This is a genomic window from Nonomuraea endophytica, assembly GCF_014203235.1.
Lineage (GTDB): Bacteria > Actinomycetota > Actinomycetes > Streptosporangiales > Streptosporangiaceae > Nonomuraea > Nonomuraea endophytica.
Genome location: NZ_JACHIN010000004.1, coordinates 245945 through 259802 on the forward strand (window position 1 = coordinate 245945; position 13858 = coordinate 259802).

Consider the following 13858-nt stretch of genomic DNA (forward strand, 5'->3'; position numbering starts at 1 on the left):
ACGAAAGGCGATGCGATGTCTGGCTCCCCCCAACAGACGCGGCGGGTGATCCTCGCCAGCCTGGTCGGCACGTCGCTGGAGTGGTACGACTTCTTCCTCTACACGACGGCGTCGACGCTGGTCTTCGGCAAGCTGTTCTTCCCGACGCTCGACCCGTTCAACGCCACGCTCGCGGCGCTGGCCTCCAATGCCGTCGCCTTCGTCGCCCGGCCGCTCGGCGGTGTCGTGTTCGGCCACTTCGGCGACCGCGTGGGACGCAAGACCGTCCTCGTCGTCACCCTTCTCATGATGGGCATCGCGACCTTCCTCATCGGCGTGCTGCCCGGCTTCGACAGCGTCGGCGTCCTGGCCCCGGTCCTGCTGGTCACGCTCCGCTTCATCCAGGGCCTCGGACTGGGCGGCGAGTGGGGCGGCGCGGTCATCATGACCATGGAGCACGGCGACCAGCGCCGCCGCGGCTTCAACGCCAGCTGGCCACAGGTGGGGGTGCCCGCCGGTTACGTCCTGGCCACCGCCCTGCTGACCGTCCTGTCCCTGACGCTGACCAACGAGGCGTTCCTGTCATGGGGGTGGCGGGTGCCGTTCCTGCTGTCGGGGGTCCTGGTGCTGGTCGGCTTCTGGGTACGGCGCCGCGTCTCCGAATCCCCGCAGTTCGCCGAGATCGACACCAAGGGCGCGAAGGCCAAGATGCCCCTCCTTGAGGTCATCCGCACCCACCCGAGGGCACTGCTGTCCGCCTTCGCCGCCCGGATCGGCGTGGACGTGGCCTTCTACACCTTCACCGCCTACATCCTCGTCTACATCACCACCACGCTGGGCATGGACCGCTCGGTCGGCCTCAACGCGGTGCTGATCGGCTCGGCACTGCAGTTGTTCCTCATCCCGGCGTTCGGCGCGCTGTCGGACCGCGTCGGCCGCCGCACGGTGTACCTGGCCGGCGTCGTGGCGGCCGCCGTCTGGGTCTTCGCCTTCTTCCCGCTGCTGGAGACCCGGTCGTTCCCGCTGATCGCGCTCGCCGCGATCGTCGCGCTGATCACCCACGCCGCCATGTACGGCCCGCAGGCCGCCTTCATCGCCGAGCTCTTCAGCACCCGGCTGCGCTACAGCGGCGCCTCCATGGGCTATCAGGTGGCCGGGATCGTCGGCGGCGCCCTGGCCCCGATCATCGCGCTGAAGCTCTTCGACACCTACAAGTCGACGCTGGCCGTGTCGGTCTACGTGGTCATCGCGCTGGCGATCACCGCGGTCGGCCTGGCCATCGCGCCGTCCGGCCAGGACCAGGACGTACGGGTCCCCCAGCAGGCCTGAGCCCTCGCGGAAGGGTCGCCGGGCGGCGGCTGCCAACGCCGCCCGGCGTTCAGGATCAGGCCGCGGTCTTCGCGTCGCGGCGGGCGGGCCGCCAGCCGCCCTTGAAGGCGACCATCGACACCAGGAAGATCACCTGGCCGGCCAGCCCGACCAGCAGCCACGCTCGCCAGCCGCCGCCCGCCACGACCTGCGGCGAGACGATCAGCAGGACCACGATCATGACCCGGACGACCATGCCCCAGATGCCCAGCGCCGCGCCCTGCAGCCGCGACTCCACGTCCTCGGCGTCCTCGGAGAAGTTGGCCATCCAGGGCACGTACGCGACGCCCATGAACAGGAACATCAGCGCGTAGACGACGGTGATCTGAGTGGTGGAGACGGCGGAGCCGATGAGGCTGACGTAGTAGCCGAGGGCGGCGATCGTCAGGACCGTCCCCACCGCGGTGAACGGCTTGCGCGTCTGCAGCCTGTCGGAGAAGCGGCCGACCACGATGACGGCCAGCGCGTTGAGCAGGATGCCGATGGCCACGACGCCGTTGGCGGCGGCGGTCTCCATGCCGAAGGCCTCGTTGAGAATGGTCGGACCGAAGATCGCGAAGGTCCAGTAGAGGACCTGCCAGGCGGTGTTGCCGAGCACGTGCGCCCACAGGTGCGGATGGCGGAACAGCTCGCGTACCCGGCCTGGATCGATCTTCTCCTCGACGCGGACCGCCGACTCGGCCCGCATGACCTGGGCGCGCAGGGCGGCCGACGGCTCGGCGATCTGCCAGATGATCACCGCGCACAGCACCAGCGAGACGACGCCCATGATGATCGCCTGCGACTGCCAGGCGTTGCCGAACATCGGCAGGGTCACGCTGGCGATCAGCGAGGCCAGGAAGGCGGCGCCGACCGGCCCCCACGTCCAGAACCCGAACGCCTGCGCCCGCCCCAGCCGCGGCGAGAAGTCGCGCACGAGCGAGGCGGTGATGGTGATCCCGGCGCCCTCGATGAAGAGCATCAGGCACCTGACCACGAACAGTCCCGTGGTCGTCTCGACGGTCGCCAGCAGGAAGTTGCAGGCGGCGGTGACGGTCAGGGTGGGCACGAGGATCGTGACGCGCCCCCACCGGTCCGACAGGATGCCGCCGAACCCGGCCGACAGGCCGCCCACGAGCACCGAGGCGGCCGCGATGAGCCCGTAGACCTCCAGTGTCATGCCGAGGTCCTGGCGCAGCAGGGGAAGGATGGTGGCGATCGTGGTCTCGAAGTTGGCGACCAGCGAGGCGAGCACGGCGATGGCCAGCAGGCGGATGCGGTTGCGGCCGACTGGATACACGTGCAGTTCGCGGACATAGAACGGCTTCATCCCAAGTCCTCCGGGGTTGAACTGTCGCTCTAGAACGCGTTTCTAGTTGCTTCACCCTGCTCTGCTTCGTCACCATCCGTCAACGTTCGCGGACGTCACGATGTGATCTCGATCACATCTGCCCCGTGATCGAATCGCAGCCCTGTTTCGTTACATGAATCGGGGAAAACGCATAAAATGCGCGCCTGTGAGCCTGCCTGTACGTGAACGTTCCCCCCGGCCCGGCGGCGGCCGGCACCGCCGACCGGTCCCCGCGTCGCTACCCCCGGACGCCCCCGTGCTCGTGCTCGCCTGTCCCGGCGGCACCGACGGACCCGCCGCCGACATCGCGGCCGTGGTGCGGGTCGACAACCCGCAGATCGAGGTACGCCTCACCGCCGTCACCGAGCTCTCCAAGGCCTTGACCGACAGCCGGCCAAGCGTCGTCGTACCCCTGCTGACCTGGGACGACCCCGCCGTCCTCGGCGAGATCGGCAAGGCCGTGGCCGCCAGCGGCGCCGAGGCGGCCGTCACCGAGGCGCTCGGCCCGCACCCGCTGCTGGCCGAGGCCCTGCACATCCGCCTCGCCGAACGCGGCCTGGCCAGAGCCGACCGGGTGCGCCTGCTGAACGTCGGCAGCCCCGTCGACGCCGTCATCCTCGGCACGCTCGGCGGCGAGCAGGCCGTCGCGGCCGCCCAGCCCACCGCCGTGCTGCTGGCCTCCCGCCTGACGATGCCGGTGGTGGCCGCCTCACTCGACAGCCAGCCCGGTGTGGCCGTGGCAGCACAGCGCCTGCGGGCGGCCGGCGCCGAACGCCTCGCCATCGCCCCGTGCGCCATCGAAGCGCCCTCTGGCCTGGTCGAACAGGCAGCCACAGAGGTTGGCGCCGGCCACGCAGACCTCTTGGGCGCGCACGGCGCGATCGCCGAACTTGTCGCCCGAGCTTACGGTAGTCAACTAGCGACTTGACAATACTTGTAAAGATCACTATGTAGGCGTTACCGTCAGCGCATGCACTGCGTCAACGTCGTCGGCGAGCGTCTCGGGCTGCGGGACGTCACGCCTGCCGACATCGACGCCCTGCACGCCATCTACGGCAACCGCGCGGCCACCGAGCATCTTCCGTTCAATCCACGTTCCCTCGACGAGGTCGCCGGGATCGTCGAGGAAGCGATGGCCGCAGCAGCGACCGAACCCCGGCGCCTCTACCTCCTGGCCGTCACCGATCCCGACCATCACGGCGTGATCGGCGTCGCCCGCCTGCACGTCGAGGCCGACCACCCGCACAGCGCGGAGATCGGCCTCGGCCTGCGGCCCGACCAGTGGGGGCGCGGGATCGGGACCGACCTGATCAGGCTCCTGTTAGGCTTCGGCTTCCGATCGCTGGGCCTGCACCGGATCTGGGGCGCGCGCGCACCGGCCAACATCCCGGCCCAGCTGGCGATGCTGACGGCGGGGATGATCGAAGAGGGCCGGATCCGGCACCACGTGCTGGCGCCCGACGGCTGGCGCGACTCCGTCGTCCACTCGGCCATCGTGGACGAATGGAACTCCCTTTACATCTAGAGTGACACCGATGTGGAACCACAACATCGCCTTCCACCCCTTCGTCCTCGCGAACGTGCCCGCAGGCTGCGAACGAGCGCTGGACGTCGGTTGCGGAGACGGGCTGCTGGCCCGCAAGCTGTCCTCCCTCTCCCGGCAGGTCACCGGCGTGGACGTCGCCGCCGAGATGATCGCCGAGGCCCGGTCCGCCGGCGGCCGCCCCGACTACCTCCAGGCCGACTTCCTGGCCAGTGACCTGCCCGAGTCGTCCTACGACTTCGTCTCCACGGTCACCACCATCCACCACATGGACTTCGAACCCGCCCTGACCCGGATGACGCGCCTGCTGCGCCCCGGCGGCAGGCTCGTCGTCATCGGCATCGCCGCCAACGCCACCCCCCTCGACTGGGTGATCGACGGGATGAGCGTGGTCAAGCACCAGATCCTCTCCCGCGTCCACGGCGGCGCCGAGCAGAACACCCCCGTCGCCGCGCCCACGATGACCTGGTCCGCCGTCCGCCGCGAAGCCCTGACCCTGCTGCCCGAAGCGCGGTGGCGCCGGCACCTGCTGTGGAGGTACTCCCTCACCTGGACCAAACCGCTCCCAACACCGCCCCGCCCGGCGTGAGAATGTCAGTGCCGCCCCCTACGATGAGCGACCTCACGAAAGGGTGCCTGCCATGCTCGATTCTCTGATCGTGCCGCTGCTCGTCACGACGGACCTGCCGCCGGACGCCGACCTGGCCGGGTTCGGCGCGCTCCTGACGGAGACGGCGCGCGAGCTGCCCTACGACGCCTTCCTCGCCGGCAAGGTCTTCTGGCTCGACCGCCCCGTCCTGCCCCAGCAGCGGCCCGCCTCGGAGACCGAGCTCCGCTTCGCGGCGATGCTCGGGTACGTGGCCGCCTCGGGCGCCGGGCACGAGACCCGCCAGGTCGTCGCCGACGTACGGCGGGCCGCCACGACGGCCATCGCCTCCCGCTACGGCAACGGCGCCGCCGCCCCGGCCATCTTCGCCATCAGGGAGCGCGACATCCGCGAACGCACCCCCGACACCGCCCTCTACGTCGACACCCGCGACGCCACCCCCGACCTCATCACCGCCACCCGCGCCTACCTCTGACCCACCACCGCCACGCGGTTCTTCCCTGCCCCGCGTCACCGCCCGGCCCCTCCCCCGGACGCCGCGCACACATGGGCGGAGACCAGCCGCCCAGCACACTGCCGCCACCCTCCCGGCACCGCCGAGACGCGCCCCTCACCCGGCCGCCTTGCGCACGCGGGCAGGCCAACCGCCGTGTGCGCCACCCGGCGCGCGCAAGCCAACCGCCGTCCGATGCGGGCAGGCCCACCGCGTGGTGTGCCGCCCGGTGCGGGCAGGCCAACCGCCGTGTGCGCCTCCCCGCGCGCGCAAGCCAGCCGCGTGGTGTGCCGCCGCCTCCCGCCAGGCCGCGCTCAGTGGTGCGGACGGCGAGCCTGGCCGCCGGGACCGACCGACAGCCTTGGACCTCTGTCCCAGGTGACCCGGAGGGGATTAAGGTGATCTGTCATGGAGCGTTCTACACGGCGGCGGTTCACGGCCGGGCTGCTGGGGATGGTCGTGCTGGCCGGCGGGTGCTCGCTGGGCACCGGCGACGACCGCGGCCGGGCCGAGGAACTGGCGGGCAAGCTCTACCCGGGTCAGTTGAAGGTCGTCGGCGCGCGCAACCTGTTCCCTGAGACCAACGGGTCGGAGATCACGTTCGCGCTGGCCGGCGACCCCGACGCCGTCGTACGCCTGAGGATCGACGCGGACAAGGGCACCTGCGACCGCAAGCCGTGCGAGAGCCAGCTCGCGGCGGCGGTGCAGAAGGGCAAGGAGCTCGGGGAGAACTGGCGGCGGCTGGCGGCGGGATTCCAGAGTTGCGGGCACCCGATCATCGCCGCCAACGCGCCGCTGTCGGAGGTCTGGATCGAGGCCGCGCCCACGAACGCGACCATCGCGTCGTTCCTCGGCACGGTCCGCGGCTGCCTGGGCACCGGCAAGGCGCTCGCGGTGAACTTCGCCACGCCCGCCGTCGCCGCCAAGCGGCCCAGGGGCGGTGAGGGGCTGCCGACGTTCCTGCGGATGACCGAGACGAAGGTGCTCGCGGCGCTGTCCAGGGAGCCGTATCTGGTCGCCTCCTACTCGCCGGCCAACGAGCCGTCCGCGCGGATCGTGCGGCCTTTCGAGCAGCGGGAGGAGTTCGAGAAGCGGGCCAGGGCAGGCGCGACCGAGTGGCTGGCCGCCAACCGTCCCGGCGCGATGGTCGGCGGCGTGGTCGGGCTGTGGCGCCTGCGGCCGGGGCGCGTGGACCGGCTCATGGGTTACGTGCTGTTCTGCGAGAGTCAGCAGGCCAAATGCCTGGGCGACCGGGCCGTGGCGATGACGGTGGACCCGCAGGGCAACCCGGTCGGCGACATGCGCGTGGTGGAGAACATCAGGGACCAGGGCGGCGTCCTCCGCCTGCCCGCCGGCACCTAAGGGAGCACGGCGGTGGCCTCGACCTCGACCAGCAGGTCGGGCTCGCCGAGCGCGGCCACGCCCAGCAGCGTGATCGGCTTGACCGGGTCGACGCCCAGCTTCGCCGCGGCCCGCGCGACGCCTTCGCCCAGGAGCGGCAGCTTTTCCGGCGTCCAGTCCACGACGTAGACGGTGAGCTTGGCGACGTCGTCGAAGCTGCCGCCGACGCCGGCGAGCGCGGTGGCGATGTTGAGGTAGGACTGCTCGACCTGGGCGGCGAGGTCGCCCTCCCCCACCTTCGAGCCGTCGGCGGCGCGGGCGACCTGCCCGGCGAGGAAGACGAGCCGCGAGCCGGTCGCGACGGAGAGCTGACGGTAGACATCGGGCTTGGGCAGCCCGTCGGGGTTGTGCAAGGTAACGGCCATGCCCCGTAACATAACATAGCTATGCTATGTATGCTAGACGGCATGCCAAGGATGAAGGACCCGGCGGTCCGCTCGCTCCTGATCGACCGGGCGGCGCACATGCTGCGGACCCGGCAGCCGGTCACGCTCCGCTCCCTGGTCGAGGGCACGGGCGTCTCCACCATGGCCGTCTACACACATTTCGGCGGTATGGACGGCCTGTGGTCGGCGACGCGGCAGGAGGGGTTCACCCGGCTGGCCGCCCGGCTGTCGACGGTCGTGCTGACCGACGACCCGGTCCGCGACCTGGCCGCGCTCGGCGCCGCCTACACCGCCGCCGCGCTCGGCGACCCCGATCTCTACCGGGTCATGTTCGACGCCGGGTTCGAGCTGGAGGACGCCGCCGCGGCCGACGCCTCGCTGCACATGCTCGTCAGCGCGGCCGAGCGGGCCACGGCGCAGGGCCGCTTCCGCCCCGGCACCGACCCCCTGGAGCTGGCCACGCGCTGCTGGGTCATCGGCCACGGGCTGGCCTCGCTGGTCGCCACCGGGCCGCTGCCGCGGGAGGTGCTGGGCCACGCCGTACCCATGCTGACCGCGCTGTTCGTCAGCGCGGGCGACGAGCAGGACCGCTGCCACCGCTCGGTCGCGGCGGGCTGGGGTCAATCACCTTAAGGGACATACACGGACATGCCATTACCCGCCCGCGGGGAGGGTGACGGGCATGAAGATCGCAATGGTGGGCCTGGGCCGGATGGGCGCGAACATGACGCGCCGGATCATGCGCGCCGGCCACGAGTGCGTGGTGTTCGACCGCGCCCCCGCCGCCGTCCAGGCCCTGGCCGCCGAGGGCGCCCAGGGGGTCGCCTCGACCGAGGATCTGGTACGCGCGCTGCCGTCCCCCAGAGTCGTCTGGCTGATGCTGCCCGCCGCCGTCACCGGGCAGGCGGCGCAGACGCTGTTCGGCCTGCTGGAGCCGGGTGACGTCGTCATCGACGGCGGCAACTCCTACTACCGCGACGACGTGGACCGCGCCCAGGCGGCCGGGGAACGCGGCATCCACTACGTGGACGTGGGCACCAGCGGCGGCGTCTGGGGCCTGGAGCGCGGCTACTGCCTGATGGTCGGCGGCGACGACGAGGCGGTGAAGCTGGTCGAGCCGGTCCTCGCCGCGCTGGCGCCGGGGGTGGACGCGGCGGGCCGTACCCCCGGACGGACGGGCGAGCCGTCGGCGGCCGAGCAGGGCTGGCTGCACTGCGGGCCACCCGGAGCGGGACACTTCGTGAAGATGGTCCACAACGGCATCGAGTACGCCATCATGGCCGCCTACGCCGAGGGGCTGAGCGTGCTCGGCGGCGCGGGGGCGGGCCGGCACGTGCGTGAGGCGGACGCCGAGACGGCGCCGCTGCGCGACCCGCAGTACTACCAGTACGACGCGATCGACCTGGCCGAGGTGGCCGAGGTGTGGCGGCGCGGCAGCGTGATCGGCTCGTGGCTGCTCGACCTGACCGCCACCGCGCTGTACGCCGACCCGGACCTGGAGCACTTCGCCGGCCGGGTGTCGGACTCGGGCGAGGGCCGCTGGACGAGCATCGCCGCCATCGAGGAGGGCGTGCCCTCGCCCGTCCTGACCGCCGCGCTCTACAGCCGCTTCGCCTCGCGGGGCGCCGCGCTGTTCGCCGGGAAGGTGCAGTCGGCCCAGCGCAAGGGGTTCGGCGGTCATGACGAGAAGGACGAGCTCACGCCGGGGTGAGCTCCACGAACGACACCCCGGGCATGGGCAGGTCGAACTCCAGCGTCAGCGCGCCGGCCACCCGGGCGGGCGGGGTCAGCTCGTCCAGGGTGTCGGCGGCGGCCAGTTCCTCCCACTGGCCGCCGGCGGGCCAGTCGCCGCCGCCCATCGCCTGCCACACCGCCCTGATGTTGGTGTGGCGCTCGTCGATGCGGTGATGGGTAACCACGTGCTGGCCGGCCAGCCCCGGGATCGACAGCGTGACCGTGCGGGCCAGGTCGGCGGCGCCGTCGGCCTGGGCCTGGTTGAGCGTGCCGTTCCAGATCAGGACGCCGATGCGGCCGTCGTCGTGGCGGGCGGCCCAGACCTCCACGCCGCCGGCGTCGCCCTCGGCCCGCGCGGCCAGCTCCTCATCGCCCAGCCGGTGGGCCAGGGTGAGCGCGTGGAAGCGGGGCTTGCGCAGGTTGCCGACGGTCAGCAGGCCGAAACCGCCGTGGAACAGGCGCGGCGGACGGCCCAGCTCCTCGAAGTGGTCGGAGGCCACCCAGTGCGACAGCGCCTCGATCCGGCCCGCCGCCGCCTTCATGCCGTGCAGCAGGAACGTCGCGCCGAACGGGCCGTCGCCGATGCCGTGGAAGTGCGTCGGCGTCGGGCCCCACTCGGTCCACCAGATCGGGACGCCCTCGCGGCCGTGCCTGGCCAGGGCGGGCCGCCAGTCGAGGGGGGCGTTGCCGTAGGTGTGCGTGGAGACGAAGTCGAGCGCGGCCCCGGACTCGGCCACGTGCGCGAGCAGCTCCTCGACCCAGCCGTTGGCCGCCGAGGAGGGCCCGCCGACGCGCAGGTCCGGGTGGACGTTCTTCACCGCCGCCGCCGTCACGTCGTAGAGCAGGAAGTACTCCTCCGGCGTGCCGGACCAGAACACGGCCAGGTTGGCCTCGTTCCAGACCTCGAAGGACCAGCGCTCGATGAGCTCCTGGATGCCGTAGCGCTCGGCCAGGTGCTCCACCAGGGCTCTGACCAGGTCGCTCCACGCCTCGAAGTCCTTGGGCGGTGAGATGATCGCCTCGTAGCCGAAGACCGTCTTGGACGGGTCGGTGGCCAGGTCGCGCGGCATGTAGCCGAGCTCCACGACCGGCCGCAGCCCGAACTCCATGATCGTGTCGTAGACCCGGTCGACCCGCGTGAAGTCGTAGACCGCCGCGCCCTCGACCTCCTTGTACACCCCCAGGTCGTCGCAGAAGATGGCGTGCGCCCGGACGGTCTCGACGCCGAACTCCTCCCGCATCGTCCGCAGCGCCGCCGTCAGCTCGGCCCCGATGGGACGCCCGCCGGTGGTGTCCTCGGACAGCATGTACGACAGGTGCTCGGAGCCGATCATGGGAGTCCAGGGGCGCGGCAGCGCGCGGGTGACCCGGTCGGCCTCGACCACGACCGTGACGGCGGCCGGGCCGGGCAGCGGCGCCGCCCGCACCGGCGCCGTGAAGGCGCCGGTCACCTCCATGGCGGCGATCGCCGCCACCGTGTACGCGGCGGGGTCCTGGCCGGTGTCGACGTAGCGGCACTCCGGGACGGCGGGCACGTCGACGTCGGGCTGTTTGACCGACTCTCCGTCCCGGTGCACCAGGTACCCGATGGCGCCCGGCACCGGCTCCCAGGTCAGCGTCACGTGCCCGGCGCCGGGATCCGCCCGCAGCCCCTCCGGGGCCGGCAGCGGGATCTCGCCGACGGGTGTGACCTCCCCCGAGGCCTGGTAAATACGTTCCTGCCAGTCACGGCGTGCGGCATCGGCCGTACTCATCGAGAATGCGTTCCTCTTCTACTGGGAGACAAGCGGGACGACGTTTTTTTCCTTAACGTCCCATTCTTCGAGCCCCATCACCGGACGGAGCTTCGCCTCGACGGCGGGTGTGCCGAAGTAGCGGCGCATGTTGTCGCGGGCCAGCACGTTGCCCAGGGCGGCCATGACCATCCCCTGGTCCAGCGCCAGGTACCACTTCGACACCACGCCCGACCTGACCGCGACGGCGTCGTAGAAGCCGCCGGGGCCGTAGGCGTCGAAGTTCTTCTTCAGCCCGGCCAGGTTCTCCATGGCCGCCTTCTTCGCGTACGGCAGAGCCAGGAACCCGGCATGCGGCGTGACGACCCCGTCACCGTAGGCGGCCGGTTCCGGCTGGGCCGGGCGGCAGCCCTCGTAGCCGGGGTCGGTGGTGGTGCGTTCCCTGTCGGTGGTGTAGCCGGTGGCGTCCATGCCGAGCGGGTCCACGCCGTACTCGCGGTAGCCGCCGTGCGGGTCGTTGGAGGGCGAGAAGCCCCAGTAGCCGTACTTGGCCTCGCGCAGGCCGTGCTCGATCTGGGCCTGGACGAACACCGGGTGGTTGCGGCCCCAGCTGCGCGGCGCCCACTTCGACTCGGGCACCACCAGGTCGGGCATCAGTTCTTCGAACATGGAGCCGCCCCAGTTGGGGACGTAGCGCATGCCGCGGTAGCCGTACGTGCCTTCCCAGACCTTGACGCCCAGGTGCTCCTTCCAGGAGCCGACCGGCTTCTGGTCCTGCCAGGCCCAGTCGCAGGCGTTGTCGGGGAACGTGCGGTAGATGCCGAAGTAGTGCTCGCGCGGGATCTGGCCGAGGGCGATGCCGACGTAGGTGGCGATGCGGGTCTCGGCGGGCGCGCCGTAGTGGTGGCAGGTGGAGTAGACGACGGTGCCGGTGCCGGCGTAGTCGCTCTCGACCGAGCAGCCTTCCGGCTTCTCGGGTGAGAAGCCGCCGCGCAGCAGGCCGGTGCCGGCGTCGGGGCGGGCGGCCGGGTCGTAGTAGGAGGCGAAGTTCATGGAGCGGGCCAGGCGGCCGGCCTTGCTCGCGTGCTGCGGCATGGCCTTGGGGATCATCATGAGCGCGGTGGCCAGCCAGCCGTTGTCGACGCTGGAGGCGAAGGGCTGGATGGGGTTGCCGCTGTCGGGCCAGACGCGTACGAGCTTGAGCGTGGCCGGGTCGTACCAGTTGTAGAACTGGCCGGTGGGGGTGTTGCGCTCCAGCTTGTCCAGCGCGTCCAGGACCCTGGCCACGCGCCTGGAGGCATCGCCGGCGCCGATGATGCCGAGGTCGCGGGCGGTGAGCGTGCTCCAGACGTAGGTGGCGATGTTGGTGGGCGAGGTGACCTTGGCGCGGGTGCGCAGGTCGCCGGTGACCTTGTCGGCGGGCAGGCCGGTGGCGGGCTCGACCATGGCGTTCATGGAGCGCCACGTGTCCTTGGCGTACTTGTAGAGCGTTAAATCGGGATTTGTCGGCTGCATGGGCGTGGCGGCCAGCAAGCCCGCCAGCGACGTTAAGGAAAACAGGGTGTTGAGCAGCATTCCGGGTGCTCCTTACTTGATGCCGGAGGTGGCGATTCCCTGGATGAAGAAGCGCTGCAGGAAGACGAACAGGATGAGGATCGGCGCGATGACGATCACCGATCCGGCGACCAGCAGGTTGTAGTGGGTGCCTTCGGCGAAGTTGAGGATGTTGAGCGCGACCGGGAGCGTGTAGAGGTCCTCGGACTGCGCGACCACGGCGGGCCACAGGAAGTTGTTCCACGCGCCCAGGAAGGTGATCAGGCCGAGCGTGGCCATCGCGGGCCTGCACAGGGGCAGGATGATCCGGAAGAAGATCCGGAACTCGCCCGCGCCGTCCACCCGCGCCGCGTGGATCAGCTCGTCGGGCAGGTCGGCGATGAACTGGCGCATCAGGAAGACGCCCAGCGGGTTGATCAGCCCCGGCAGGATGATGCCGAGGAAGGTGTTGACCATGCCGAGCTTCGCGATCAGTACGAACTGCGGCATCATGAGCACGATCGCCGGGACCGCCATCTGGGCCAGGACCAGGGCGAAGACCACGTTCTTGCCGCGAAACTGGAGCTTGGCGAAGCCATACCCGACCATGGAGCCGAACAACAGGTTGCCCGCGACGATGGCCAGCGCCACGATCATGGAGTTCATGAACGCCTGCCCGATGTGCACGCGTTCGAGGAGTTCGGCGTAGTTGCCCAGCGTCCAGGTCTCGGGCAGGAGCGTCGGCGGGTCGCGCCTGATCTCCGACTCGGGCTTGAACGAGCTCAGCCCGGCCCAGAGGAACGGCCCGATCACCAGCAGCAGGCCGGCCGCGAGCCCGACGTAGGTGATCACGTGCTGCCCGCGGGTGCGCTTCACCGCGACCTCCCGATCCTGAGCTGCAGCACCGCGAGCGCGATGATCACCGTGAACAGCACGGTGGCCGCGGCGCCGGCGTAGCCGTAGTTGCCGACTCCGAACTGCTTCCAGATGGCGAGCGACACCGACAGCGTCGAGTTGAGCGGCCCGCCGCCGGTCATGACCAGCGGCTCCTCCATGAACTGCAGGAAGCCGACGGTGCTGTAGACGGTGCAGAACAGGATCACCGGCCGCAGCTGCGGCACCGTGATCGACCAGAACCGCTGCCGCCGCCCGGCCCCGTCGACCTCCGCCGCCTCGTACAGCTCGCGCGGGATGCCCTGGAGCGCGGCCAGGAACACGACCATGTCGAAGCCGAACCCGCGCCAGGCCGTCATCGCGATGATGGACGGCAGCGCCGTGCGCTGATCCTGCAGCCAGGCGGGCCCCTGGACGCCGATCAGCTCCAGCAGCCGGTTGACCAGCCCGGCCTCGGGCTCCAGCAGAAACTTCCAGGCGACCGCGATGCCGATGATGCTGGTGATGTGCGGCAGGTAGTAGCCGAGCCGGAAGAAGGCGGCCGGCAGCCGTCCGATCCCCGAGTTGAGCGCGACCGCCGCGGCCAGGCCCAGCCCGATCGTCAGCGGCAGGCAGACCACGACGAACACGAGAGTGTTGACCGCCGCCTTGACCATGGCCTCGTCCTGGGCCAGGCGGATGTAGTTCTGCACGCCGACGGGGTCGACGCCGAGCACGTCGGCCACGTCGGTGCTGCGGAAGTCGGTGAAGCTCATCCCGAGGCCGGCCAGCAGCGGCCCGAGGTAGAACACGACGAACATGAGCAGGAACGGCAGCACGAACACCCAGCCGAGCCCGGTCCTCCGAGCGTGGATCAT

14 protein-coding genes are annotated in these 13858 nt (G+C 70.8%); 8 read left to right on the forward strand and 6 right to left on the reverse strand.

What is annotated here, in order from left to right:
* Positions 1–15: 15 nt before the first annotated feature.
* Entirely contained in the window at positions 16–1308 is a 1293-nt protein-coding gene (locus HNR40_RS16730; RefSeq protein WP_221340469.1) for an MFS transporter, read from the forward strand.
* Positions 1309–1363: 55 nt separating this feature from the next.
* Here the strand turns inward: HNR40_RS16730 and HNR40_RS16735 are convergent, their stop codons facing one another.
* On the reverse strand, positions 1364–2656 hold the full coding sequence (locus HNR40_RS16735) for an MFS transporter (RefSeq protein WP_184962173.1): 1293 nt from the start codon (positions 2654–2656) through the stop codon (positions 1364–1366).
* 187 nt (positions 2657–2843) lie between these two features.
* On the opposite strand from HNR40_RS16735, the gene HNR40_RS16740 reads away from it, so the two are divergent.
* The 5 genes from HNR40_RS16740 (at position 2844) to HNR40_RS16760 (ending at position 6682) form a co-directional block, all read left to right on the forward strand.
* A complete protein-coding gene (locus HNR40_RS16740; protein ID WP_312896386.1) occupies positions 2844–3605 on the forward strand; it encodes a sirohydrochlorin chelatase in 762 nt (253 codons plus the stop codon).
* 42 nt (positions 3606–3647) lie between these two features.
* Positions 3648–4202, forward strand: coding sequence for a GNAT family N-acetyltransferase (locus HNR40_RS16745; protein WP_184962175.1), 555 nt, complete (start codon positions 3648–3650; stop codon positions 4200–4202).
* A gap of 10 nt (positions 4203–4212) precedes the next feature.
* Complete coding sequence (locus HNR40_RS16750) at positions 4213–4809, forward strand: class I SAM-dependent methyltransferase (RefSeq protein ID WP_184962177.1); 597 nt, start codon at positions 4213–4215, stop codon at positions 4807–4809.
* A 52-nt stretch (positions 4810–4861) separates the two neighbouring features.
* On the forward strand, positions 4862–5302 hold the full coding sequence (locus HNR40_RS16755; protein ID WP_184962179.1) for a hypothetical protein: 441 nt from the start codon (positions 4862–4864) through the stop codon (positions 5300–5302).
* A 426-nt stretch (positions 5303–5728) separates the two neighbouring features.
* Positions 5729–6682, forward strand: coding sequence for an SCO7460 family lipoprotein (locus tag HNR40_RS16760; RefSeq protein WP_184962181.1), 954 nt, complete (start codon positions 5729–5731; stop codon positions 6680–6682).
* Here the strand turns inward: HNR40_RS16760 and HNR40_RS16765 are convergent.
* Complete coding sequence (locus tag HNR40_RS16765) at positions 6679–7086, reverse strand: RidA family protein (protein ID WP_184962183.1); 408 nt, start codon at positions 7084–7086, stop codon at positions 6679–6681. The genes HNR40_RS16760 and HNR40_RS16765 overlap by 4 nt on opposite strands.
* Positions 7087–7128: 42 nt before the next feature.
* On the opposite strand from HNR40_RS16765, the gene HNR40_RS16770 reads away from it, so the two are divergent.
* Together HNR40_RS16770 and gnd are read left to right on the forward strand one after the other, a co-directional pair.
* A complete protein-coding gene (locus HNR40_RS16770) occupies positions 7129–7740 on the forward strand; it encodes a TetR/AcrR family transcriptional regulator (protein WP_184962185.1) in 612 nt (203 codons plus the stop codon).
* A gap of 49 nt (positions 7741–7789) precedes the next feature.
* Entirely contained in the window at positions 7790–8818 is a 1029-nt protein-coding gene (gene gnd, locus HNR40_RS16775; protein WP_184962187.1) for a phosphogluconate dehydrogenase (NAD(+)-dependent, decarboxylating), read from the forward strand.
* Here the strand turns inward: gnd and HNR40_RS16780 are convergent.
* The 4 genes from HNR40_RS16780 to HNR40_RS16795 are packed head-to-tail and all read right to left on the reverse strand — an operon-like array spanning position 8805 to position 13858.
* Entirely contained in the window at positions 8805–10595 is a 1791-nt protein-coding gene (locus HNR40_RS16780; protein WP_184962189.1) for a GH39 family glycosyl hydrolase, read from the reverse strand. The two genes, gnd and HNR40_RS16780, sit on opposite strands and share 14 nt — an antisense overlap.
* A gap of 18 nt (positions 10596–10613) precedes the next feature.
* A complete protein-coding gene (locus HNR40_RS16785; protein WP_184962191.1) occupies positions 10614–12149 on the reverse strand; it encodes a glucoamylase family protein in 1536 nt (511 codons plus the stop codon).
* 12 nt (positions 12150–12161) lie between these two features.
* The gene (locus HNR40_RS16790) at positions 12162–12983 is read right to left on the reverse strand and encodes a carbohydrate ABC transporter permease (RefSeq protein WP_221340471.1); all 822 of its coding nucleotides are present in this window, start codon (positions 12981–12983) and stop codon (positions 12162–12164) included.
* On the reverse strand, positions 12980–13858 hold the full coding sequence (locus HNR40_RS16795; protein WP_184962193.1) for a carbohydrate ABC transporter permease: 879 nt from the start codon (positions 13856–13858) through the stop codon (positions 12980–12982). The genes HNR40_RS16790 and HNR40_RS16795 overlap by 4 nt, the downstream gene beginning before the upstream one ends.

What these genes read in the sequence shown, in the direction of transcription:
- HNR40_RS16795 (WP_184962193.1), bottom strand. Translation starts at nt 13,858, where the DNA reads ATGATCCACGCTCGGAGGACCGGGCTCGGCTGGGTGTTCGTGCTGCCG.
- HNR40_RS16780 (WP_184962189.1), bottom strand. Translation starts at nt 10,595, where the DNA reads ATGAGTACGGCCGATGCCGCACGCCGTGACTGGCAGGAACGTATTTAC.
- HNR40_RS16770 (WP_184962185.1), top strand. Translation starts at nt 7,129, where the DNA reads ATGCCAAGGATGAAGGACCCGGCGGTCCGCTCGCTCCTGATCGACCGG.
- HNR40_RS16735 (WP_184962173.1), bottom strand. Translation starts at nt 2,656, where the DNA reads ATGAAGCCGTTCTATGTCCGCGAACTGCACGTGTATCCAGTCGGCCGC.
- gnd (WP_184962187.1), top strand. Translation starts at nt 7,790, where the DNA reads ATGAAGATCGCAATGGTGGGCCTGGGCCGGATGGGCGCGAACATGACG.
- HNR40_RS16765 (WP_184962183.1), bottom strand. Translation starts at nt 7,086, where the DNA reads ATGGCCGTTACCTTGCACAACCCCGACGGGCTGCCCAAGCCCGATGTC.
- HNR40_RS16745 (WP_184962175.1), top strand. Translation starts at nt 3,648, where the DNA reads ATGCACTGCGTCAACGTCGTCGGCGAGCGTCTCGGGCTGCGGGACGTC.
- HNR40_RS16730 (WP_221340469.1), top strand. Translation starts at nt 16, where the DNA reads ATGTCTGGCTCCCCCCAACAGACGCGGCGGGTGATCCTCGCCAGCCTG.
- HNR40_RS16785 (WP_184962191.1), bottom strand. Translation starts at nt 12,149, where the DNA reads ATGCTGCTCAACACCCTGTTTTCCTTAACGTCGCTGGCGGGCTTGCTG.
- HNR40_RS16750 (WP_184962177.1), top strand. Translation starts at nt 4,213, where the DNA reads ATGTGGAACCACAACATCGCCTTCCACCCCTTCGTCCTCGCGAACGTG.
- HNR40_RS16760 (WP_184962181.1), top strand. Translation starts at nt 5,729, where the DNA reads ATGGAGCGTTCTACACGGCGGCGGTTCACGGCCGGGCTGCTGGGGATG.
- HNR40_RS16755 (WP_184962179.1), top strand. Translation starts at nt 4,862, where the DNA reads ATGCTCGATTCTCTGATCGTGCCGCTGCTCGTCACGACGGACCTGCCG.